At 51.0% G+C, this 22,820-nt stretch carries 20 protein-coding genes; all 20 read left to right on the forward strand.

Features of this window, described 5'->3' with window-relative positions; genetic code table 11:
• A partial coding sequence (locus tag KKH67_08695) for a hypothetical protein (GenBank protein ID MBU1319260.1) occupies positions 1–571 on the forward strand: 571 nt, incomplete at its 5' end.
• A 10-nt stretch (positions 572–581) separates the two neighbouring features.
• Entirely contained in the window at positions 582–2,153 is a 1,572-nt protein-coding gene (locus tag KKH67_08700; GenBank protein ID MBU1319261.1) for a hypothetical protein, read from the forward strand.
• The gene (locus KKH67_08705) at positions 2,150–3,274 is read left to right on the forward strand and encodes a hypothetical protein (GenBank protein ID MBU1319262.1); all 1,125 of its coding nucleotides are present in this window, start codon (positions 2,150–2,152) and stop codon (positions 3,272–3,274) included. Before KKH67_08700 ends, KKH67_08705 begins: the two co-directional genes overlap by 4 nt.
• Position 3,275: 1 nt before the next feature.
• A complete protein-coding gene (locus tag KKH67_08710; GenBank protein ID MBU1319263.1) occupies positions 3,276–3,986 on the forward strand; it encodes a CpsD/CapB family tyrosine-protein kinase in 711 nt (236 codons plus the stop codon).
• Positions 3,987–3,989: 3 nt separating this feature from the next.
• Positions 3,990–4,838 (forward strand): DUF3473 domain-containing protein, encoded by an 849-nt coding sequence (locus tag KKH67_08715; GenBank protein ID MBU1319264.1) that lies wholly within the window; start codon positions 3,990–3,992, stop codon positions 4,836–4,838.
• An 82-nt stretch (positions 4,839–4,920) separates the two neighbouring features.
• Complete coding sequence (locus tag KKH67_08720; GenBank protein MBU1319265.1) at positions 4,921–6,009, forward strand: DUF362 domain-containing protein; 1,089 nt, start codon at positions 4,921–4,923, stop codon at positions 6,007–6,009.
• A 296-nt stretch (positions 6,010–6,305) separates the two neighbouring features.
• Positions 6,306–8,447 carry a T9SS type A sorting domain-containing protein gene (locus KKH67_08725; GenBank protein MBU1319266.1) on the forward strand — a complete coding sequence of 714 codons (2,142 nt, stop codon included), beginning with the start codon at positions 6,306–6,308 and terminating at the stop codon, positions 8,445–8,447.
• The gene (locus tag KKH67_08730) at positions 8,444–9,103 is read left to right on the forward strand and encodes a hypothetical protein (protein ID MBU1319267.1); all 660 of its coding nucleotides are present in this window, start codon (positions 8,444–8,446) and stop codon (positions 9,101–9,103) included. The genes KKH67_08725 and KKH67_08730 overlap by 4 nt, the downstream gene beginning before the upstream one ends.
• Before the next feature lie 87 nt (positions 9,104–9,190).
• Positions 9,191–10,762 carry a T9SS type A sorting domain-containing protein gene (locus tag KKH67_08735; protein MBU1319268.1) on the forward strand — a complete coding sequence of 524 codons (1,572 nt, stop codon included), beginning with the start codon at positions 9,191–9,193 and terminating at the stop codon, positions 10,760–10,762.
• Between the two features lie 428 nt (positions 10,763–11,190).
• A complete protein-coding gene (locus KKH67_08740; GenBank protein ID MBU1319269.1) occupies positions 11,191–15,138 on the forward strand; it encodes a hypothetical protein in 3,948 nt (1,315 codons plus the stop codon).
• 150 nt (positions 15,139–15,288) lie between these two features.
• Positions 15,289–16,038: a YebC/PmpR family DNA-binding transcriptional regulator gene (locus KKH67_08745; GenBank protein ID MBU1319270.1), complete on the forward strand. Its 750-nt coding sequence runs from the start codon at positions 15,289–15,291 to the stop codon at positions 16,036–16,038.
• Entirely contained in the window at positions 16,031–16,543 is a 513-nt protein-coding gene (gene ruvC, locus KKH67_08750) for a crossover junction endodeoxyribonuclease RuvC (GenBank protein ID MBU1319271.1), read from the forward strand. Before KKH67_08745 ends, ruvC begins: the two co-directional genes overlap by 8 nt.
• Positions 16,527–17,108 carry a Holliday junction branch migration protein RuvA gene (gene ruvA / locus KKH67_08755; GenBank protein MBU1319272.1) on the forward strand — a complete coding sequence of 194 codons (582 nt, stop codon included), beginning with the start codon at positions 16,527–16,529 and terminating at the stop codon, positions 17,106–17,108. The genes ruvC and ruvA overlap by 17 nt, the downstream gene beginning before the upstream one ends.
• 111 nt (positions 17,109–17,219) lie before the next feature.
• Positions 17,220–18,245 (forward strand): Holliday junction branch migration DNA helicase RuvB, encoded by a 1,026-nt coding sequence (ruvB, locus tag KKH67_08760; protein MBU1319273.1) that lies wholly within the window; start codon positions 17,220–17,222, stop codon positions 18,243–18,245.
• A 5-nt stretch (positions 18,246–18,250) separates the two neighbouring features.
• Positions 18,251–18,787, forward strand: coding sequence for an epoxyqueuosine reductase QueH (locus tag KKH67_08765; GenBank protein MBU1319274.1), 537 nt, complete (start codon positions 18,251–18,253; stop codon positions 18,785–18,787).
• Between the two features lie 100 nt (positions 18,788–18,887).
• Positions 18,888–19,913 (forward strand): tRNA preQ1(34) S-adenosylmethionine ribosyltransferase-isomerase QueA, encoded by a 1,026-nt coding sequence (gene queA, locus KKH67_08770; GenBank protein MBU1319275.1) that lies wholly within the window; start codon positions 18,888–18,890, stop codon positions 19,911–19,913.
• Positions 19,910–20,617 (forward strand): 2-C-methyl-D-erythritol 4-phosphate cytidylyltransferase, encoded by a 708-nt coding sequence (gene ispD / locus KKH67_08775; GenBank protein MBU1319276.1) that lies wholly within the window; start codon positions 19,910–19,912, stop codon positions 20,615–20,617. The genes queA and ispD overlap by 4 nt, the downstream gene beginning before the upstream one ends.
• Positions 20,604–21,146, forward strand: a complete 543-nt coding sequence (gene ispF, locus KKH67_08780; GenBank protein ID MBU1319277.1) for a 2-C-methyl-D-erythritol 2,4-cyclodiphosphate synthase — start codon at positions 20,604–20,606, stop codon at positions 21,144–21,146. Before ispD ends, ispF begins: the two co-directional genes overlap by 14 nt.
• Positions 21,139–21,771 carry a DedA family protein gene (locus tag KKH67_08785; protein MBU1319278.1) on the forward strand — a complete coding sequence of 211 codons (633 nt, stop codon included), beginning with the start codon at positions 21,139–21,141 and terminating at the stop codon, positions 21,769–21,771. Before ispF ends, KKH67_08785 begins: the two co-directional genes overlap by 8 nt.
• Positions 21,768–22,799: a D-alanine--D-alanine ligase gene (locus KKH67_08790; protein MBU1319279.1), complete on the forward strand. Its 1,032-nt coding sequence runs from the start codon at positions 21,768–21,770 to the stop codon at positions 22,797–22,799. The genes KKH67_08785 and KKH67_08790 overlap by 4 nt, the downstream gene beginning before the upstream one ends.
• Positions 22,800–22,820 lie beyond the last annotated feature (21 nt).

Raw genomic sequence — 22,820 nt, forward strand, 5'->3', positions numbered from 1 at the left:
AGTCACACTTCTTGCTGACCTGTCAAAGGTCACGGTCATCAGGGGCTCCAAAGATGCCGGGAAGATTGAAACGATCAATGTTGAGAAATTGGTTGCAAGTGCGAAATACGACGAAGTTCCCGATCTCTATCCGGGCGATATAGTCGAAGTTCCTGCCATGCCGGGTGGTATAACCGGTACAGGTCTCCCGAAGAGTGTAACGGGGAAGAGGAACGTAGTCTATGTTACAGGAGCTGTTCTAAGATCCGGTCCCGTGGGCATTGAGGAGGGCATGGATGTTCTTGATGCGATTGTGCTCTCTGGTGGCAGCTCGCCTGGCGCCGATCTGAGAAAAGTGAGTGTGATTTCGAAGCTGGAAGGCTATTCAAGTGTTATGACTGTAAACCTCGAGAAATACTCTGCGACCGGCGCCCCTCGTAGGTATGTGCTGAAGCCGGAAGATACAGTGGTGGTTCCGTCGAAGAGGGGTGGCGTTCTTCGCGAAGGATGGGGAACCATAAGAGACATCGTTGCATTGACCGCAAGTGTAGCCTCGACGATAGTATTAATAGACGCACTCGGAAACAAGTAGCGGGATCGTGATGCAGAGAGAATCAAACGGCCGACATATTAATCTGAGAGATATCTGGCACATAGTCTACAGACGCAAATGGCTCCTCATGATTCCGCTTGTCCTGACGGTTGCAGCAGCCTATGGTGGCAGCCATCTCCTGACCGAGAAGTTCGAATCCCGTGTCTCGATTCTGGTCAAAGAGAGTGAAGTCCTTGGGCCGGAGATTCAGAGGATTACGAATGTCAGCGGAGCAGGCGCTATTCGAAATGAGCGCGACTTAGGGTTGTGGCAGCAGTCAGTGAAGAGCGAGATACTATCTCCGGCAACCCTCCTGAGGGTGATCGCTGATCTGGGATTGGCGGACGACCCCGCTTTGCAGGCTGAGGTCGACGACCTCGTCGCAAATTATCCGCAATACTCCAGGAAAGATCTCCTGAATATCAGGCTTATTCGAAAGTTGCAGGACGAGAACGTCAAAGTTGGCTTCGCCGGACAGAATCTTGTGGCAATAATGTGCAACTCCGAGGATCCGCTCCAGGCCAGAAGGATGGCAGAGATTCTGGCCGACATTTTCCGAGAGGAACAGATTAGGGAGGACCTTCTCAAGATTCGTGCGATGCAGGAATTTACAACAGAACAGCTTACGATCTACAAAAAAGAGTGGGAAGATGCTGAAGAGGAGCTGGGCAATTTCAAGAAGGACTATACGCGACGCAACGTCGGTCAGGAAGTGGGTGCCGGCATTTTAGACGGTCTTACTTCGGAGAAAGACCAGTCGGGACTCATGATGGAGGATGCCGTCGACCGGCGCAATTTCGTGGCATCTTCACTGGCTGAATCCGGTGTTGATACCTCTTTGCTGATTATTACCGAAGAACTAGTCGGTTATATGTCTACACTCGATGGGCTTATCAGACAGAAGGCATCCTTCCTGGAGCGGTATATTCGGACCGATCCCAAGGTACTCGATGTTGTCGGTCGACTTGGACGTGGCCTGGACTCGTTGCAGACTTTCAGTGAGAGGGCGGCCGCACAACTTGGATATGCAGCTGGTACTATGGCATTTACAGATGTTGCCAAGTATCTGGCGCTCAGTGTGAGAATAGATCTCGCGGTGCAGGAGCAGATTATTCTGGATCGTACGCTGGACAAGGTGAAGGCGAAATTCACTACGTGGCCTGATTATGAGATAGAGTTGAAACGGCTCGAAGAAAGGGCGCTTACAAAGAAGGACATCTATCTGAAGTTTACTACGCAGTTGCTTGGATCACGTATCAATGAAGATGCTTTTCGCAAAGAAGCTGAGAACAGGTACAAGATAATCGAGCCTGCGACGCTTCCACTGCAGCCAGTCTATCCGGATAGAATCCGGATTACTGCGCTGGGGATAGCACTGGGGCTGGTGCTGGGCGTCGGGGCAGTTCTGCTCGCCGAAATTCTGGATAATAGCCTTCGCAGCATCGATGAAACTGAGTCCGTCCTCGGGCTCAAGGTACTCGGCACAATCCCGAAAATAGAATCGAGAAAGGATACTCGGTTCGCAGTTGTACCTAAGCAGAAAGAGAATCCGAAGTCAAAGCCTGTGGAGATAAGAAGATGAGCGATCAAACGTACAGATTAAACAGCAGATTGGCAAGCACCGAAAAGGAGTATCTCGTGCAGACGATCAATGATCTGCACCGCAATCGCGTACTATCATCGGTCTTCTCAGAAGGCGAACTGATAGAGGCATCGGAAGAGCCCCTCGAAAATGGAATTGACACAGGCGAAATCCTGCGGCGTGTGAAGGAAGCGCACGAGGAGAAGACGCAGGAGCTGGAGTACCTGATCGAAATGTACAAGGAAGCGATCAAAGGTCAGGAAGTCGATCGCATGGTCCATCTTGGTCAGGCGCTGCTCTACAAGAAAATGCCTTCAGAAGCCAGCAACCTCTTCCGGCGTGCCACTGAATTGGATCCTGAGTCTCACTCCGCCTGGGCTCATCTGGGTGCAACATACTTCATGATCGGGAAATGGCAGGAGTCATGTGAAGCACTCACAAAGTGTGTTGAGTTGCGGCCGTATTTTGCCGACTACCGGAACCAACTCGGAGAGACCTACCTGGCGCTTGATTCTTGCAAGCGAGCTGTCATAGAGTTTGAAGAGGCCATCAAAATTAACGTCTATTATGGTGAGGCGTACCTTAACCTTGCATTGGCCTACATACTGAATGCGATCCGACGTGAGGACTTCAAGCTATTCTCGACGCAGACGGAGATGACGACTGAAATGCTGAACAAAGCTGAGATGATCATGCCTGAAGCGATTAATCAGGATTTTATTGACGGTCGAAATTTCATCGGCAAGGGTGATCTCGACAAAGCGTTTCAGAAGCTCCTGAACGTGAGAGAGATGAATCGCGAGCAGAAACACAAAGATTTCTCGGGATCATATCTGAAATTCATGCTGGGGTCGAGTCAGATTAATGAGAAGCTCCTGACACGGCGGATCAAGAACCTCAAGCGATCAATAGCGGTCAATCCGCACTATGCCGATCTTCATCACGACCTGGCTATCGCCTACACTTTGCTAGGCAGCTTCATTCATACGAAAGCTGTCGAAGAATACAATAAAGCACTCGCCATCAACCCTGATTTTGATAGAGCCAGGAGAAATCTCAAGCTGGCTGAGAATGAAATTAAGGGTTTTGATGTGCTGTTGAGAGCGATTATGAGGGATTGATATGGCGTCGAATGGACGTGGTAATGGTAATATCATAGAGAATTTCTCAGGTGAATCGGCTACGGGTACCGAATTCCGTCGTCTGCTTCACAATATGCTGAATCACAAATCTCTCCCGGAAGATGGCAAAACGTTTCTAATAACGTCCTCCACTACCGGTGAAGGCAAGACGACCATATCATCCAATCTTGCCATAACTGCTGCGCAGTACAAGCTCAAGAAGACACTTCTCATAGATGCCGATCTACGACGTCCGACTGTGCACAGGTTGTTCGGGTTTGATCGTTCCCCGGGGCTGAGCGATATCCTTGAGAATGGACTCAAAGTCGAAGATACGTTCAGACCTACCAATCTCGAGAATCTATGGGTGATGGCATCCGGCAGCCCGTTTCCGAATCCTACTGGTCTATTTGATACGCCGAGGATTCCGGAAGTCATTGCAGCCACGAAGTTTTACTTCGATTTGATCATTATCGATTGCGCGCCTATAATCCCTGTCTCCGATCCGCTAATCCTGGGTAGAGACGTGGACGGGTTGCTCATGGTTGTTAAGGCGGGTGAGACTCCCAAGGAAGTCTGCAAGCGTGCCTGCGATCTTGTGCTTGAGGCGGGTGCGAATCTTCTCGGTGTAGCTCTCAACAATGTCAAAGAAGCCTTGCCTTATTACTTCAACTACCGTTATTACGGGTATCATTACGCCTCCAAGAAGTAAACGATGTTAAATGCTTTGACTGTTGATGTCGAGGACTGGTTTCATGTTCAGGCTTTCGCTCACATTTTCCCAAGCAGTGAATGGGACCAGCAGCGAGCACGGATCATCAGGAATGTAATCCGTACGCTGGAGATTCTGAGAGAGTACGACACGAAAGCCACCTTTTTCATTCTTGGCTGGGTAGCGGAGAAATTTCCGGAGATAGTCGGACTGATCCATGACAGCGACCACGAACTGGCATCACATAGTCAGTTTCACAGGCTTGTCTATAATCTCAGCGCGGAAGAATTCAAGAGTGATCTCATGCAGTCTATTCTGCAGATCGAACGTGCGGCTGATGTAACGATCAAGGGGTATCGTGCTCCGAGTTTTTCGATTCGTCCTGATCAAAGCTGGGTATGGGACGTGATGTCTGAGTGCGGAATTGAATACGATTCATCCATCTTCCCTGTCAGGCACGACACATACGGGACCCCTTCGGCACCGAGATTCGCCTATGGCATCAAACTCGACAATGAAAAGACCATTCTTGAGATTCCCCCATCGACTGTGCGCATATTCGGAACAAATGTGCCCGTCGGAGGAGGAGGATACCTGAGGATGTTTCCATACTGGTTCATCAGAAAGTCCATTCGCCGGATCAACTCCGAGGGGCAACCGGCAGTGATGTACTTTCATCCATGGGAGCTTGATGCTGATCAGGAGCGCGTGAACGCAGGACTTAGAAGCAGGATGCGGCACTATACTAATCTGAAAGCGTTCGAAGGGAAGCTGAGACGCCTTTTGGCTGACTTCAGATTCTCTACGATTAGCGATGTCTTCATCCGGGCAGCCGACGGTGCGGCAGTCTGACCGGGCGGTTAATGAATGATATTTGACGATGTAGGTATGGTATGAACAATGACGATTAAATCACTGTTATCAGGAAATGATGATGAACTCTAAGAAGTCAATTGTAGCAGTCATCAAGACTAACCCAGAGAGGGTGCTTGATGATTATGTGCGGCTGGCTGAGATGGCTGGTCTCAAAGAGGCTCTCGATGGCGGCAGCACTACGATTCTCAAAGACAACATATCGTGGCATCTTCCGTTTCCGGGTGCAAACACAGTACCGTGGCAACTGGAAGGCGCCATACGCGGGCTTAAGAAAAACGGCCTCGACGATCTTGTGGCAGTTCATAATAACACGGTTGTAACCAATCCATATGTAGGCGGGAAGCTTCTCAAGTTGAAGCCGATTTATGAGAAGTACGCCATTCCGGAACGTTTCAATTGCGATCCCAATGACCTGAAATGGGTCGAGTACAGGCCGAAAGCGAAAATGCTCGTGCTTGACAAGATATTCCCAGAAGGGATCAAGATCCCTGAGTTCTTCATTGGCAAGAACATCGTCCATTTGCCCACGGTGAAAACTCACATTTATACAACCACGACTGGCGCCATGAAGAACGCGTTCGGCGGCCTGCTCAATACCAAGCGTCATTACACGCATTCGGTCATTCACCAGACGCTTGTGGATCTCCTGCACATCCAGAAAGAGATCCATTCGGGACTATTTGCCTTCATGGACGGGACCACCGCTGGATCGGGACCCGGCCCGAGAACTATGATACCCCATGTGAAGAACTACATACTCGCTTCTTCTGATCAGGTGGCTATAGATGCTGTAGCGGCCAAGATGATGGGGTTTGACCCGATGACACTGCCGTACATAAGCATTGCCCACGAGCATGGCCTAGGCAAGGGCGATGTTCGCGAAATCGAGGTCATCGGCGAAGACCTGTCCAATGTTAACTTCAAATTCGAAGTTGGTGACAACGCGGCATCGCGCGTCGGAGACATGTTCTGGTTCTCTCCGCTCAGAGTGCTTCAGAAGCTGCTGTTTCACACTCCAATCGTCTATATTTTCGTATTCGGATCATCGATCTATCACGACAGAATCTGGTATCCATCGAAGGGTAAGAAGATATTCGTCGATTGGCTTGAGTCGACAGAGTGGGGTGAGCTTTTCAAGAGATACTGAGTTCCTTCATGTCATCTTGTGTGGCTCAGAGCTTTGGGAGAACTTAAAGTGCCAAATAAAGTAACTGCATGTAATGGGCAGGTGCACAATATGTTATGTGCGGCATGCGTTTGCCGCAGGCTCTGCTGGGCTGCTTCTGTAGACAGACTTATCTAATTTCCTTGACAACTGGCAGTGATGTTGTATAATTGATTTGTACTCGATTTATTCGCACCAAATGATTCTCGGTAACGGTCATCCTGGTCTCGCGAATCGCGCTGCGGCAAGTGAATTTCTGCTGAATTTACGGGGTTATCATGATCAGCGGCACTGTTGTTTCGACACGAATCCTGCATCCTGCTGCACTGATCGCAATTCTCCTGCTGTTCTTCATGACTGCATTGGGTGATTCAGCGAATAGTCCTCCTCACTTCGTAAACTGCCCAGATACGTATATAGCGGCTGAATGCACTCTTCAGGTTGCTTATGATTTTGATGCCGAAGATGATGACTCCGGATCTGTGGTTCACTACTCACTAGGCCCCGGCACGGGCGGTTCTATAGACGCTCAGACGGGCTATTGGGAATGGGGTCATGGTGGCGCCACTGGACTCCATGACTTGTCAATCATTGCTACCGATGAACTCGGTGCCTCTGCTGCATGCCATTTTGAAGTATTCGTGAATTCCACTGCTCCATATTTCATCGGCTGCGGGGGCGACAGCTCAGCCGTAACGTCCGTGATAGGTGAGACCGTGCGCGGCTCACTACTGGCTTCGGACCCTGACAATTGTCCCGAGCCTCTTTCTTATTCACTGATTTCGTTTGGAGGTCCCGGTCTGTTTGAGGTAGACTCGGCGACTGGAGAATGGTCCTGGCGCACACACTCTACCGATGATTTCCTTGGTGATTTTGATGTAACGGTCGGTGTAACAGATGGCTTCAATTCGGAGACGTGCACGTTTACAATCACTGTGCTTCCGACTTTCGATATTTGGATCGGCACAGACTTGATGCATCCTCAGGGGCAATACACCATAGTCCCGATCTATGTGTCAAATGAGTCCGACTACCTCGCTGGTTTTGATTTCCTCATTACATATGATGGCAAAATACTTAATTTCATAGATGCCGAAATTGGCGAAGGTTTGGGATCTGACGGATGCGGCTGGGAGTATTTCACGTACAGGTACGTAAGCCAATCTGAATGCGACGGCTGGTGTCCGGTTCATATGCTAAGATTCGTCGCTATGGCCGAAGCTGACTTGCAGCCTCCGTACCCTCTCTGCTACGGTGGCGATTCGCTCGAACTTGTGAACATGAGATTTCTTGTCTCGGGCAGTGCCGACTTTCACTGCAAGTACACGCCCGTGAGCTTCTACTGGAACGACTGCGGTGACAATGGTGTGTCCAGTGTATCGGGTGATACGCTCTGGATCTCATCGAGTGTATACGTCTTTGACGCGACCGCCACGCCGACGTACATTGAAGTTACGGGAGCTAAGGGCTATGGGGGACACAGCGGGATTCCAGACGTAGATTGCCTTGCGGGGAGTATCCATGGAGGTAGACCTGTGGAAGGCATAATCTACAGGGGTGGAGGTTTGAAAACGGAGTGCGTGGCTGATGTGGTCCTGTATGGCGATCTGAATCTCAATCGCGTTCCGAATGAGATCTCTGATCTTGTGCTGTATCTGAACTACTTCATATTTGGCTTGCCGGTATTTGTCATCAACCCGGAAATTCAGATCGCAACTTCCGATGTTAATCAGGACGGTCGTGTCCTGACCTCCGGCGACGTTGTCTATATGGTCAGGATTATCGTGGGGGATATAACAGCACCATTGAAGCCGGATCAGGGTGGTGGAGAGATGTACATCGAGTGCCGTCCCCGCGATGAGATTGTGGCTATCTGTGTGCGATCTGACGTCGATGTTGGTGCCTTGTTTCTGGAGTTCGATGTTGGCAGCAATGACGCGTCCCCTGTGCTGCTGGCGGACCAGATGGAAATGAAGTGGAATCTCGACAAGGGTAAACTCCGCGTTATGATCTACTCGATGTCGACTGCGCGGATTCCGGCCGGTGAAAGAGAATTGCTGCTGATTGAAAGAGCCAAGACGCCGACAATCATGCAGGTTTCTGCCTCAGACTACTACGGCAATACAATTCAGACCGAGCTGGGCGCCTATGCCCGCGAGGAAAGCCTCAGGTTGATCGCAAATCGACCCAATCCGTTCAATCCCACTACAGAGATTTGCTTTTATACTCCCGCGTCGGCAGAGTGGTCGGTAGAGATATTCAACATCATTGGACAGAAAGTCGACGAGCTTCGTGGCACTTGCGGAACTGGCCTGAATTTCGTATTATGGGATGCGGGCAGTCACCCATCGGGAGTCTATCTATACAGGGTGGTGGTTGGAGAACAGTCAGCTAGTGGTAAGATGGTCCTAATGAAATGAGTACCTCAATTGCCTTCTTGCGATTCGAGAGGCCAGGGCTTCTGATCGCAGTCCCAGTTTTGATTTCACTACTTGCGGCGATGTCATTGATTCCGTGCGAGACAGCCTACGCCGAAGACCTCATCGTGCGCGCATCGGCCGAATGCTGCAAACAGCACCCCAACTTCGAATCTGGCAGCAAAGCCGTCCTGATGGATGGTGAAAAGATTCTTGGCACCAGTCAGATTGAGAGTGAAGCACCGTTTAGGTTCAAAGATGTGGAGCCAGGGAAGTATGACTTATTAGTATTGGTTGTTGGATACTACCCCATCAAATTCTCGGGAGTTGAGATCGGAGAGGGTGGGGTTTACGATTTCGAGCTGATAGCTGATCTTAAACCGCTCACAGCAAACCTTCTGGAAGGGCAGATAGTCATTCGGTTCAAAAAGCAGTTGTCAGACGACGAGATTCTAAAGCGTCTCGATAGCTGGAAACTTGGAGTTCAGCAGCTCTCTCGGATAGAGCCCGGCTCCAAACCACCGCAACACGTTATTGAAAGGATGTATGGATACTCTGAGGTGAGAGCCTCATACGATCGGTCAAGGAAGCTGAGAGATATCATGTCCGATATCTTAAACGATCCCGCTGTGATCGAGTGCACACCGTTGTATTTCTGACACAGGATTTGGGCTAAGTACTGAACTTACGCGATCTGCCGCAGCCTTCACTCGTAGCGCGACAAAACATGACAAAGGGGTTTGGAGATGTCTGATATCACGATTATTCGTGGGCGTGTTGTCACTGCATTCACTCTTGCTGTTGCATTGTGCGTTGCTCTTTGCATCACAGGTTACGCATCAGATATGCCCGTCGGTATCACTATAAAGAAAGTGTCGACCTACCGCGCCGAACTGCTTTGGTTTTGCTCCAATATCAATGATTCTATTGCCGCACACGATGATGGGGGTTGGGAGGCGGCGGTCGCGGTCCGTCATGATGATCGGGACAATCGTGCCGCAGTCAAATTCTCGGATTTTTCGGTGCCGGTGTTTGTGACAGCGGGTTCAGCTTTCGTTCTGAACCTCGATCCTGATCCGTCCAATCCGGGTGACCCGTTGTCAACAATTGAGATATCGCTGCATCGGGATAATGCCGGTGTTCCGGGAGAGATGGTCTCCGGACCGGTGACAGTGGCGGCCTCGGGCGAATGGACAGGTGGCGGCGAGTGGGTCACTGCGAGTCTATCGTATTTGCACGACAACAGTGATCCTCTGTGGCTGCAGGTGAGATGGCCATCCTCTAATCCTTTCATGCCCAAACTTGGGGGAGATGGTGGAATGCCGACGTACAACTCTTATGTCGGATACGCGACTGAAGGTGGGGATGTCTGGGTGCCGTACGGCGATTTCGAGATCATGTTGAGGCTGCATGTTCTCAACAACGGCAAGGACTCGCCGATTGCACCAGATGAATCTGAAACAGACAGCTTCAGAGTATACTCTCGCGACAGGCTGCCTCTTTATCCGTGTGGGAGTCTCTTCGATACGTCAACTGCGGGATTTGTGCTGAACCAGCGTGTCATACCTTACAATATAGACAATTACTACTGTGTGACGGCCTGGCTGGATGGAGTGGAGAGCTCCCCCAGCGATATCGTACACATTGAGGGTTCGAGCGGGGCATCGGCGCCCGCAAGCATTACTCCTCGTCATATCGAGCTGGCAGTACCGCTCGGTTCCGACACGGTTGCATACATGGCAATCAAGAACAAGGGCTATGCGACACTGCAGTATCAGTACTCAGATGATCCTATGTTTGCGAAAGCTGCTGATGGCTTTCCGATGACAATTCTGAATGGCTCAGGATTGATTTATCCGGGAAGGACAGATTCGATTGTATTCCTGATTGGTTCAGCGAACCTCGGCCTCGGTGACTATATGGAGGTCGGAAGCATCGGCTTCAGCGATTCACTCGAGGTTTATTCCCCGGAGGATGTGTCGGTCTACGTCGTTATCGATCAGCTCACTTCAGTCGATAATATCGATGAATTCGTCCCGCGATCATGTTTCCTGCACCAAAATTCCCCTAACCCATTCAATGGCGAGACGGTGATTCTGTTGGAATCTCCGGCTCTTGTTACGGAGCCGCTGCTTCGGATAGTCGATATCCTCGGAAGACGGGTCGCAGATATTGCACCCGCCCGGTCAATGTCTGGAGTCTCTTTGTTTGAGTGGGATGGATGTGATGGGAATGGCCACTTATGCCCCTCCGGTGTGTATTTCTATACCGTTTCAAATCTGAACACGACATGGCAGAAGATGCTCATGATCCGATAAACCTGTTCTCTCAAGCGAAGTTAACCGGGACAGAAGCGGATGCCCATCGACAAAATTATGCGTAATATGGCTTGACAATATGTGCTTATTCTCCTTATATTATGATCGTATCCTCCATTAGAGTTCTGACAAAAAGAGTCACTATGTGTCCATTCTTGAATGGGTGTGTGAAATACATTTTCATCGTACCGAATCAATTGCTTAGAGGGACACGACTCGGTCAGAACAAAAAACTGGAGACGCGAGAGATTATGTCAGAATCGGCTCACTGGGACTATAAACAAAGCGGTACATGATGTAACATATTAATGAGAAGGAGGAAGGGTTGGAACACAAAGAAAAGCATGCGCACGACACCTCTTAATGCGACGACATCACGCCAATTACCAACAGGTTAATGTTTGAGATTCCTTAGGGAGGATTATTCCATGAGAAAGAAATTATGTCTGTTAGCGGCCTGTCTGCTTATCGTCGCACTCTTCTGGGTGATAGCGATGGCTGCAGGCCCGAATCAGACTGCCACCGTTGTTTCGGGCTCGCAAACGGTTCAGATGGGGGAGGATATAAGCCGTGCGGCATGTACGATGACCCACAGCAGTCTGACGATCGGAGCATATTTCGGTGGCTTTGCACCCGGTATGCTCAATGTCAGCTATTTCAATCCAGCTGACTTTTGTGCTGCACCATATCCGTTTGAGATCACTGCTTTTTCGTTCCCCCTGTATGATCCGGGCGGATTCGTTTGGCCGGTTTCTCTTGACGTCGTTGTTTTTGATGCCCCCGATTCGTGCGCAGGGCCGGGAGTCGAGCTCTGTCGGTTCACGGTTGTCTGTGATCAGGCGACATTTCAGTTCCCGAATGTGGGTGTGGCAGCATTCCCGGCGCCGTGCTGTGTGAATGGGCCATTCTTCATTGGTATCGAGTACACGAATGGCGCGGTGGGATCAATTCCTTCGATATGCTATGATGACACCTCTCCACCAGAGGTCTGCATCAACTGGTTCTTCTATTCCGATGGTGCTTGGTACGAGTGGTACGATATCTGGACGCCGCCAACACCCGGGTATCCGATGTTCTGGGTTGACGGTGAAACTGAGTCAGCAAACTGCGACCAGGGGCCGTGCGACTGGAATCCCGGCGATGAATACAAGATGCACTTCCCGCAGCCTCCAGATGAAGCTGGATGGGATGTGAATGCCACGTTCCCAGCTGTCATGGCCGATGACTTCGAATGTATCGAATCCGGATACATAAAAGACATCCACTTCTGGGGATCGTGGAAATTCGGCGCTACCGGTATAATCGATTCATTTGGTCTGTCACTCCATTCCAACATAACTGAGCAAGAAAACCCAGACGGCTACAGCATGCCGGGCGACCTGCTCTGGTCATATGTAGCCACACTGTGGACTGAAGAGCCCATAATGGGCCAGTACATGGAAGGCTGGCTCGATCCGGTGACCGGTGAAGTTCTGCCTGACAATCATCAGGAGTACTTCCAGTACAATATTTGTCTCGATGAACCATACTGGTTCTGGCAGGATGCCGGTACGATCTACTGGCTGGACATCACAGCGTACCTGGCAGACGGTTCTGCGGAGACCTGGGGATGGAAGACGTCTCTCGAACATTTCATGGATGATGCCGTTTATATGGGCGGGGGTACATGCACTGCTCCCGATAACGGCACAGGGACAGTTGATCTGCCTGCGGACTGTCCATATGTTGATGTTGATAGTCCCTTGATGATCATGGATGGACTTCCACCGGGCACTTCGATCATCTGTGATCCAACACTCGATGAGTACTATAATAAGCAAGAATATCCGGGTGGATCTCTCGGTGGTGATATTCACGAATTCGACGCTATGCTGACCCTTGAAATGACTGGTACAGGCGACCTTGCTGGATTTGTGAGACATATTTCGATGGATGTCCATGTCGAAATTCACACCGGCCCCCGAAATCCGGGTGATCCTGTTCAGGCATTCGCGGCTGAACTCTGGTCGCTCTCCGGTCAAATAGTGGGCGATCCGGATTTCGACTATCTGGCAATCCAGGCTGGGTCAGCCTACGGCCTTCCGAGTCCCGGCCAGTTTGAGATCACCGATATTGGAGGCGGGCTTTACCATATCGACAGCTTCTTCGATATCACATATCAGATTGACTTTGATGGAGCTCCCGGCTCGGTTCTGGATGCCATGTCTGGTTCTACAGTGGGCACGAGTCGCTGGATACAGGGTGGTGGCTCTGGTTGGAATGAGCTGCGCGAGCCTGTGTTTGAACAGAATTGGCTCGGCAATGCCTTCTGGGGAGAAATGTACCCGACCGGTGAATTCATCGGCGGAGGCGAAAACGCATTTGGTGAAGGCTGGTTCTATTATCCAATGTATGATTGGTGGAACATCTGGTTCTACGACCATCCATACGATCCGACCCGCTATAAAGAGGTTCACTTTGATGTCGAGTTTATTGAGACAATGCCGGGCGGGTTTGTGGAGTTTGCCTTGAATTGGTCGACTGATCAGTGGTCAATTGACCAACCGATAGGAGATAGCGCTCCGCCTCTTCCGGGCGTTGACGAGGACCTCTACATCGGCAGAGCCATCCTTTATGCCGGTCCGATTCCTCCTGGACCTATGCCGCTTGATTTTGTGATACCGGAATACAATCCGGAGTGGGTCTCAGTCGATGTCAGAGGCATAGGTTTCATGATTCCTCAGGGTATCATATCTCACAGCTGCTCTGGATACAGTCTAAGTGGCGAGTCGCTTGACCTTGCCTTTGTGATTACTGGCGGACCGGAAGAACCGGTACCATATGATACAGTCGTGTGCGAGCCTCAGGGTGATCCGAATCCAACACATCCGGACACATACTGGTATGATGTTACTCCGACCATCTTTGGACGTTGCGACTTCCACGTGATGGTGTTTGACAGTGTGCTGAGTCACTACAGCAACTTTGTCGAGCCTGTCAATTGGACCCACCAGTTACACAAGGTTGGTAACGATTGGTGGATGTCGTTCTGCAATCCGGGATGTACCGACGCCATATTCGCTACATTCAGATTCTCGTTCGACAATCCGTATGCCAGTGTCTGGGGTCATTGGAGAACTACGGCAGATCCGGCGGGTCTCTGCGATCCATATGTCGGCGTAGTCGATTCGTCTGAGAATCACACTGCCGATATGGATGGCTATGGCTATAGAGTGCATGTGCCGTACTTCGAAGCTCCCGACGTCGATACCTGTACGTATTACAAGGAGCCTTTCGAGGACTATGCACCGTTTGGCATGCCTGACTTTGATCAGAAGCAGGCTGGTTGGTTGAGCCCATTCACGGGAGGCTGGAGCTATTGTGGTCCTGCTGCAGTTGCAAACTGCTTCTGGTGGTTTGATTCGAAGTTCGAAACAATTCCGATGGTACCGCCTGCAATCAGCGATCATTACCCGCTAGTTTCGGCGTACGGTCCGTGGGACGATCACGATCCGAATAATGTGATACCGTTCATAAGTGCCTTGGGAACAGCGCTGAATACCGATATGATGCCGCTCGGAGGAACAAACATCCATATGATGGCTTCCGGCGTTATCGATTGGCTGACCGCGATGGGACTCATTGCTAATTATACGGTAACGCTGATGCCGGGTGATAATCCGATGATGTTCGAGTACATCATGGAAGAGGTGCTCATAAGCCAGGATGTCATTCTGCTACTCGGGTTCTGGGAGGATCTCGGTGCTCAGTGTAGCCGCATCGGCGGACACTATGTGACAGTTGCCGGTGTCTGCCCCGACGACTTCGGATTGTGTATCTCTGATCCATATTTTGATATGCATGAGGGTGAGCCACCCGCAGGTGCCGCGCACCCGGCTGGTGTACACAATGATGCGCAGTTCATTTCCGGGCCGCACGGTACAATCTTCCACGACAAGTACCTTGTGGGACCGGTCATGTGGCCGTGTCAGCCACCGTTTACGACAGAAGTGTATGGCTATCCGAATAACCCGATAGACATAATCAACTTCGAATGGCTGAACGATGGTGACATCCCATCCGCAGGGTATCAGGGCGGTCCGATATTCACGCTTATCGAATATGCTCTGGTGATATGCCCGGTTGACTGTGATGCGTTGATTGGCGAAGCCGACAACAGCGGCGCGATTGACATCGACGATGTTGTCTACCTGATCGCATACATCTTCTCAGGTGGACCCGCTCCTGCGCCGTACTCAGTCGCATCGGGAGATGCCGATTGCTCCTGCGCGGTCGACATCGATGATGTAGTTTATCTGATTGCATACATATTCTCGGGTGGTCCAGCACCTTGTACATGCGAGGAATGGGTAGCCGCCTGCGGAGCACTGCATTAGAACTGCAAACTCGAGTTATTTCGATGAAAAAGCACCGCCTTCGGGCGGTGCTTTTTCATATGTGATACGGCCCGATTAGATTTCTGTTGCGTCTTTAGTGCGGCTTATTTAGATTACTAATCAAATAGAGATTCTCAGGAGGTACTGTAAATGTCAGGACACTCAAAATGGGCGACCATTAAGAGGAAGAAGGGCAAATTGGACGCCCAGCGTGGCCGGATGTTCACTAAGCTCATCAAAGAGATAACGGTGGCCGCCCGAGCCGGCGGTGGAGACCAGGAAGGCAATCCTAGATTAAGGACTGCAGTCGCCACGGCTAAAGCCGCCAACATGCCTCAGGATAACATCAAGAAGGCCATTCAAAAAGGCACCGGAGAGCTTCCGGGAGTCACATACGATGAAGTTTCGTACGAAGGCTACGGTCCGGGCGGAGTAGCGATTCTGCTTGAGGTCCTAACTGACAACAAGAATAGAACCGTGGCCGAAATCCGGCATGCGCTCACCAAACGGGGTGGAAACCTTGGTGAGACAGGATGTGTTGGCTGGATGTTCGAGAAGAAGGGCTTGGTCCAGGTTGAATCAAGCGCGGCTGACGAGGAGAAGCTCTTCGAAATAGCCCTGGAAGCGGGCGCTTCTGATATGTCCACCGAGGGGGATATCTTTGAGATTACCACACCGTTCGAGTCTTTCGAGGCGGTTCGATCTTCCATCGAGAATGCCGGAATTGCGATGGTGAACGCCGAAGTCACTATGATTCCTCAGTCGACTGTCGAGCTCGATGAGAGCAAGGCAAACTCCATGCTCAAGTTGATGGAGGAGCTTGAGGATCATGATGATGTACAAAAGGTTTATGCCAACTTCGATATCAGCGACGAGTTGATGGAGAAGCTCAGTGCCTGATGAGGTCCTGATCCTCGGCATTGATCCAGCACTATCCGTAACTGGCTATGGAATCATCGGTGTAAACGGTGACGATCTTCGGCTCATCTCCTACGGCGAAATACGGACAAACGACCGCAACGAACTTGCATACAGACTGCACAGGATCTATTCAGGAATCAGAGAAGTAGTCCAGAATCATCGACCATCACTGGCCGTGCTCGAGGAGGGCTTCTATTCCAAGAATGTCAAGATTGCTCTCGGATTGGGGCAGGCGCGAGGTGCTGCAATGGTAGCCTGCGCTGAATGTGGCCTTGAGGTAAAGCTTTTTGCAGCTCGCGAGATCAAACAGGCAGTTGCCGGGCGCGGCTCAGCTTCAAAAGAGCAGGTCGCATACATGGTCAAGGCCAGACTGCAGATCGAGGATGGCGTGATCGACAGTCTCGATATCACCGACAGCCTCGGTGCGGCGCTGTGCGCTGCCCAGAAGCTCGATATGGAGTCGCATGATGTACGAGTACATTAGCGGAAGACTCGCGCTCAAGCGGGCCAGCAATGTGGTCATCGATGTCGGAGGCGTTGGCTACCTGATTGCCGTTCCGCAATCGACCCTTCGTTCACTCCCCGATGTCGGCTCAGACGTCAGAGTCCTGACCCACTTTCATGTCACCGACAGCGGTCAGCAGCTATTCGGGTTCCTGACAGAGGCTGAGAGAGACATCTTTAAGAATCTGATCAGTATATCCGGGATCGGTCCTAAGCTCGCGCTGACAGTCCTATCGGGTGTCTCGACGCATCAGTTTGCAGAGTTGCTGGCGGCGGATGATGTCGCTCATCTGACAGCGATTCCCGGCATTGGCAAAAAGACCGCCGCACGTATAATAGTCGAGCTTAAGAGTAAGCTTCCGCAATTGACAGCCACATCGGAGCAGGGCGTTGTGCCTGAGGAGGCAATTCTGGCGCTTCAGTCGCTTGGCTATTCCCAATACGAGGTCAAGAAAGTGATCGAGAAGCTGTCTTCGCAAATCGGCCGAGATAAACTCGCCCAACTATCGACAGAGGACTTCCTGAAGGCTGCGTTGAGCGCCTGAAGTCTGCATAGGTCTTCTGATGGTCTGCTATTCATTAAATCCTCATGGGTTCTGCCCTCCAAATCCTGATTTTAGTTGGTATTTCCCGCTGTTTTTCGTAGAATATGTGCCATGAGTTCAGAGCGACTGACAACACCCGACAAGATGACTAACGAGGTCGAGTTTGACGCGAGTCTTCGACCGAAGAAATTCGACGATTTTGTCGGCCAGCTCAAGCTGAAAGAGAATCTCAAAGTCTTTATTCAGGCCGCCATTGAGCGGGGTGACGCTCTCGATCATTCGCTCTTCTGCGGGCCCCCAGGTCTGGGAAAGACTACGCTCGCATACATTATGGGCGAGGAGCTCGGCGTCAAAGTCAAATCGACATCTGGTCCGGTGCTGGAGAAGGCTGCCGATCTTGCTGGTCTTTTGACAAATTTGAAAGATCGCGAGATTCTGTTCGTTGATGAAATCCACAGGCTCAGTCGCGTGGTCGAAGAGTACTTATATCCGGCAATGGAAGACTTCTCCCTTGATATCATGATCGACAAGGGGCCGGCAGCACGGTCAGTGAAGTTGCCGCTCAAGCGGTTCACGTTGATAGGCGCTACCACAAGAGCCGGATTGCTCACATCACCTTTGCGAGATAGATTCGGCGTGGTCGGCAGACTAAACTACTACGACCCTGACGACCTCCAGAAGATTCTCATCCGGTCAGCAGGAATACTCGGAATCGAGGTCGATGCCGCAGGCGCCTTCGAGATCGCACGCAGGTCGCGTGGCACACCTCGTGTTGCCAACAGGCTGTTGCGTCGAGTACGCGATTTCGCTCAGGTTGCCGGTGATGGCATTGTCACTGCCGAGATTGCAGAGAATGCGCTGTTGCGCCTCGACGTGGACGATCTTGGCCTCGACGAGATGGATAAGAGGATTCTCGACGTGATAATCTGCAAATTCAATGGCGGACCGGTCGGTATCTCAACCGTAGCGGTAGCTGTCGCCGAAGAGCCGGGTACGATCGAGGAAGTCTACGAGCCATTTCTGATTCAGGAAGGTCTGCTGCAGCGAACGCCAAGAGGACGCGTCGCCACACAGAAGGCCTTCGAGCATCTAGGCATTACGAGAGCCGAGAGTGAATCACAAGGCGATCTTTTTTGAACCCTATGAACATCCTGGTTCACATTTGCTGCGGACCGTGCGCTGTGCATCCATTTGAGAAGCTTATCGATGAAGGGCACCGGGTAGCAGGATACTGGTACAACCCGAATATCCATCCTTACAGAGAGTACAAAGAACGACTTGAAAGTTTGAAGAAGCTCGAAAGCCTTACAAGATTCGAGATGATTTACTTCGATAGTTACGATCTCGAGAAATATCTGGAGAGCGTTATGCCGGATCTCGATCGACGCTGCATGCATTGCTATGACCTTCGTCTAATGCAAACCGCAACGTACGCAAAAGAAAATGGATTTGACGCGTTCAGTTCGACTCTGCTCGTGTCCCCATATCAGGACCAGGATTGGATACGTGATGTTGGCGCGGCCGTGCAGGAGAAGACTGGAGTGAGATTTCTCGATATAGACTTCACGCCCGGATTCCGCGACGGTAAACAGAAGGCTTACGACATGGGACTCTACATGCAGAAATACTGCGGCTGCATTTTTTCAGAACGAGAAAGATACGAAAAGAAGAAGCCATGAGCCCGCTCTCATCTTCCGGAAAGATAGTCATCATTCCGATTGTCACCTCAATAATCCACAGTGCAATCGCGACCCTCATCCTGAATCTGATCGGTAGAAAATGAAGGTTGCTGACTTCCATTATGATCTTCCGGAGCGCCTGATCGCGCGTTATCCAGCGAGGTCGCGGACCGGCTCGCGGTTGCTGATTCTTGACCGATCAAGTGGTCAGATAAGTCATCGTCGATTCCCGGACATTACCGGGTACCTGAAGGAGGGCGATGCCCTGATCGTCAATGATTCCAGGGTCTTCAAGGCGAGGCTGCATGGAGTCAAAGTCAAGACTGGTGGAGAGGTCGAGTTCCTTTGTCTGAACAGAGTGTCGGACCATACTTGGAAAGTGCTGTGCCGCCCCGCAAAGCGAATCAGAATCGGATCTCGCGTGCGATTTGGAGAGAGTGGAGAGGCAGTTGTTATCGAAGATCTGCAGAGCGGTGAGCGAGTCGTGCAGTTCTCTGAGGACCCTCTCGGCATCTGCGAGCAGATCGGTGAGCTCCCTTTGCCCCCATATTTCAAACGATCCGCGGAGGAAAGCGATCTGGTGCGCTATCAAACGGTCTACAGCAAGCATTTGGGATCAGTAGCGGCTCCGACGGCGGGGCTTCATTTCACCGAGGGACTCCTCGATCGCATAAGCGAAACGGGTGTCGAGCTGGTAAAACTGACCCTGCATGTCGGATGGGGTACATTCAGGCCGGTGACTGCTCAGGAGGCGAACGATCACAGAGTGGAAGAAGAGTGGTATTCGGTCGATGCAAAGGCCGCAGCGCAGATTCGAAGAACTCGCGACAATGGCGGGAGAATGGTCGTTGTCGGGACGACATCCACACGAGCGCTTGAGAGCTGGTGGCGTGATACATCTGGCGAATTATACGCTAGCTCCGGGCTGACTGACCTGTTCATATATCCCCCATATAGGTTTAATCTGGTTGACAAATTGGTCACGAATTTCCATCTTCCTAGGTCGAGCTTGCTGATGCTTGTTTCGGCGTTGGCAGGACGAGAAAACATCCTGAGATGCTACGGCGAGGCTGTGTCGAGGGATTACCGTTTCTACAGCTACGGCGATGCGATGTTGATTCTATGAAAACTACTGCAATAATTGCTGCTGCAGGAAGAAGTGCGAGGCTTCCGGGTGCTGTTCCAAAGCAGTTTCGGCCCGTGGCAGGCCGACCGGTTCTCGCGCATACATTGAAGAAGTTTGATCTCTGTCCGGATATCACTGACGTGATCGTGGTTGTAGCTGAGGATTACTTGTTGTATACAAGCGATGCCGTGGTGGATCGGTATGAGATTTCCAAGGTCAGGAAAATCGTTCCCGGTAAGGAAACGAGGTTTGAATCGATTGCAGCCGTGCTGGAAAGCCTACCCGCAAGTTGTGAAATAGTGGTTATCCATGACGGTGTGCGGCCTATGGTGAGACCTGAAGTGATCTCCAGGGGCATTGCCGTCTGTCGCGATGAATCAGCCGTTGTATGCGCGTTGCGGGCCACTGATGCTGTCAAGCGCGTCGAGAATAACTACATTCTTGCAACGTTGGACAAAGAGAGAATGTATCTGGCTCAGACTCCGCAGTTTTTTGAACGTGAGCTGATTCTCAATTCATACAGGAAGATCGCCGCATCGGGAGTCACTTTCAGTGATGACTCATATGTGGTTGAAGCTGCCGGCTACAAAGTACGGATTATCGATGGCGATGAGGCCAACATGAAGATAACAACTCCGAGGGACCTTGAATTAATGCGATTTCTTCTGGCATCGGAGGCGGAGGAATCAAATGCCGGAGTTTAGGGTAGGATACGGTTTCGCCGCCCACAGGCTGGTCGAGGGGACGAAGCTCGTAATTGGAGGTCTGGAAATTGATGTTCCTCTCAGCCTCGAAGGTGATTATGATGCCGATGTGTTGGTGCATTCAATCGTTGATGCTCTGCTCGGCGCGGCGAATCTGGGCGATATCAGAGAGAATTTCCCTTCGACAGATTCCAAGTATGTTGGCATAGCGAGTCTCAGGTTGCTGGAGCTTGTGAAAATCAAGCTGTCGAATGGCGGTTATGAGATAGAGAATATAGATGCCACTATCATAGCGGAATTGCCACAACTTCGCGACTTGCGAGAATATATGGCTTCAGCAATCGCGACTGAACTGGGAGTGGATCTATATCAAGTCTCTATCAAGTTGACATCGACGGATGGTCTTGGATGTACAGCCGGAGGCAAGGGAGCGGCTGCTGCGGCAGTAGTCTGTCTGCACGAGATTTCACCTGAGGATAAGGATGAAGAGAATGGTGTCGGCTCTGAGGAAGAGTTTGAGGATGAGTGAATTCCTTTCGCCGGGACATATAGACAATGTGATCAGGCTCGTAACCGAGCACGGTACCGGCTGGATATTGCTTTTCGTATTTGTGTCGATGTTTATCGAGAACGTGTTCCCGCCCTACCCGGGGGATGCAGTGATTTTTGCGGCCGGGTTCATCAGCGGCTCCGGCAAGATGAGTGTTGTACCGCTGCTTATTCTGTCAATGATTGGGAGTATCGCATCGATTATGCTGCTGCATTATATCGGGCGGCGCTACGGAAGAGTTGTTTTCGAGAGTCGGCGGCTCAAATTTCTGAAGCCGGAAGCTCTTCCCAGGATAGAGACGTGGTTCGAAAAGTACGGCGACACACTATTGGTTGCGTCGAGATTCCTTGCAGGGACACGGGCGCTGGTCGCATTCTCTGCCGGTGTTGGCAGGATCAGTTACTCCAGAATGGCCGTGCTTTCAGGCATCTCAGTTGTGATCTGGAATAGTCTGATAATCCTTTCTGCGTATTTTCTCAAGAGCAACTGGGAAGCGGTCTACGACATCCTTATGACTTACAATCAGGTGATATTCGCAGTCATAGTAATAGCAGTCTGCACGTTCGTCATTTTCAAAATAGCGCGAAGGGTACGCTCCAAATGAAAGTGCTTGTATTGCTCGGTGGACTCTCACCAGAACGGGATGTCTCTCTCGATTCGGGCAGCGCGGTGTGCGAAGCATTGAAGAACTCAGGGAATGATGTGATAGCGATAGACACAGGGGCGGGAGTACTAATTCCGGAAGCTCAATCTAAGAGCATCAAGGCCGCGGTTCGCCATGAGCCGCCCGCTGTAGCTGCGTTAACTGCACTTGACAAGAAGAGTACTCTGCGGACAATCAGGGAAACTGATCTGTCCGACATTGATGTGGTATTCATAGCACTGCATGGTGGCTCCGGCGAGAATGGTACTATCCAGGCTCTTCTCGACCTGGCTGGAATTCCTTACACGGGTTCAGGTGTTCTGGCGTCAGCTCTTGCGATGGACAAGGATGTCAGCAAGAAGATATTTGAGCGAGAGAAGATTCCGACTCCGGACTGGACCATTGTCGAGTCAATCGACGGGGGAGACTACGTTAATTTCCTGAAACCAATCGCAGATCAATTTGGCTTTCCTGTCATAGTGAAGCCTGCCGATGGTGGTTCAACTGTCGGTCTGACACTTGTCAAGTCGGCTGATAAACTCAGCTCCGCGCTTCAGCTCGCCGGTGAACTCTCGCGCAAAATCATGGTTGAGAAATATATTGCGGGAAGGGAATTGACAGTGGGGATACTTCGCGGGAAGCCACTTCCGGTTGCGGAGATAATTGCATCTCACGAGCTTTATGATTATGAATGTAAGTATTTGCCGGGGATGTCTCAATATGTTGTCCCGGCTGAGATTGACAGCGCCCTGGCTGGGCGATTGCAGGAGTTGGGAGTTAAGGCCTTTCAGGCACTCGAATGCGCGGGTTATGCGAGAATCGATTTTCGCGTAGATGCGACGGGAGAACCGTATTGCCTCGAAGTGAATACACTGCCGGGGATGACATCTACTAGCCTGGTTCCCAAAGCAGCGAAGGCAGACGGAATCTCATTCGATAAACTCATAGAGATTATTTGTAATGATGCAATAGCGCGGTTCAGGAAGTGAGAGCGAAGCCGTAATGACGAA

Source organism: Candidatus Zixiibacteriota bacterium, from assembly GCA_018820315.1.
Classification (GTDB): Bacteria; Zixibacteria; MSB-5A5; order JAABVY01; family JAHJOQ01; genus JAHJOQ01.

Excerpts from the sequence above, each read along its gene's own strand:
- KKH67_08700 (MBU1319261.1), top strand. The coding sequence starts at position 582 with ATGCAGAGAGAATCAAACGGCCGACATATTAATCTGAGAGATATCTGG.
- KKH67_08705 (MBU1319262.1), top strand. The coding sequence starts at position 2,150 with ATGAGCGATCAAACGTACAGATTAAACAGCAGATTGGCAAGCACCGAA.
- KKH67_08710 (MBU1319263.1), top strand. The coding sequence starts at position 3,276 with ATGGCGTCGAATGGACGTGGTAATGGTAATATCATAGAGAATTTCTCA.
- KKH67_08715 (MBU1319264.1), top strand. The coding sequence starts at position 3,990 with ATGTTAAATGCTTTGACTGTTGATGTCGAGGACTGGTTTCATGTTCAG.
- KKH67_08720 (MBU1319265.1), top strand. The coding sequence starts at position 4,921 with ATGAACTCTAAGAAGTCAATTGTAGCAGTCATCAAGACTAACCCAGAG.
- KKH67_08725 (MBU1319266.1), top strand. The coding sequence starts at position 6,306 with ATGATCAGCGGCACTGTTGTTTCGACACGAATCCTGCATCCTGCTGCA.
- KKH67_08730 (MBU1319267.1), top strand. The coding sequence starts at position 8,444 with ATGAGTACCTCAATTGCCTTCTTGCGATTCGAGAGGCCAGGGCTTCTG.
- KKH67_08735 (MBU1319268.1), top strand. The coding sequence starts at position 9,191 with ATGTCTGATATCACGATTATTCGTGGGCGTGTTGTCACTGCATTCACT.
- KKH67_08740 (MBU1319269.1), top strand. The coding sequence starts at position 11,191 with ATGAGAAAGAAATTATGTCTGTTAGCGGCCTGTCTGCTTATCGTCGCA.
- KKH67_08745 (MBU1319270.1), top strand. The coding sequence starts at position 15,289 with ATGTCAGGACACTCAAAATGGGCGACCATTAAGAGGAAGAAGGGCAAA.
- ruvA (MBU1319272.1), top strand. The coding sequence starts at position 16,527 with ATGTACGAGTACATTAGCGGAAGACTCGCGCTCAAGCGGGCCAGCAAT.
- ruvB (MBU1319273.1), top strand. The coding sequence starts at position 17,220 with ATGAGTTCAGAGCGACTGACAACACCCGACAAGATGACTAACGAGGTC.
- KKH67_08765 (MBU1319274.1), top strand. The coding sequence starts at position 18,251 with ATGAACATCCTGGTTCACATTTGCTGCGGACCGTGCGCTGTGCATCCA.
- queA (MBU1319275.1), top strand. The coding sequence starts at position 18,888 with ATGAAGGTTGCTGACTTCCATTATGATCTTCCGGAGCGCCTGATCGCG.
- ispD (MBU1319276.1), top strand. The coding sequence starts at position 19,910 with ATGAAAACTACTGCAATAATTGCTGCTGCAGGAAGAAGTGCGAGGCTT.
- ispF (MBU1319277.1), top strand. The coding sequence starts at position 20,604 with ATGCCGGAGTTTAGGGTAGGATACGGTTTCGCCGCCCACAGGCTGGTC.
- KKH67_08785 (MBU1319278.1), top strand. The coding sequence starts at position 21,139 with ATGAGTGAATTCCTTTCGCCGGGACATATAGACAATGTGATCAGGCTC.
- KKH67_08790 (MBU1319279.1), top strand. The coding sequence starts at position 21,768 with ATGAAAGTGCTTGTATTGCTCGGTGGACTCTCACCAGAACGGGATGTC.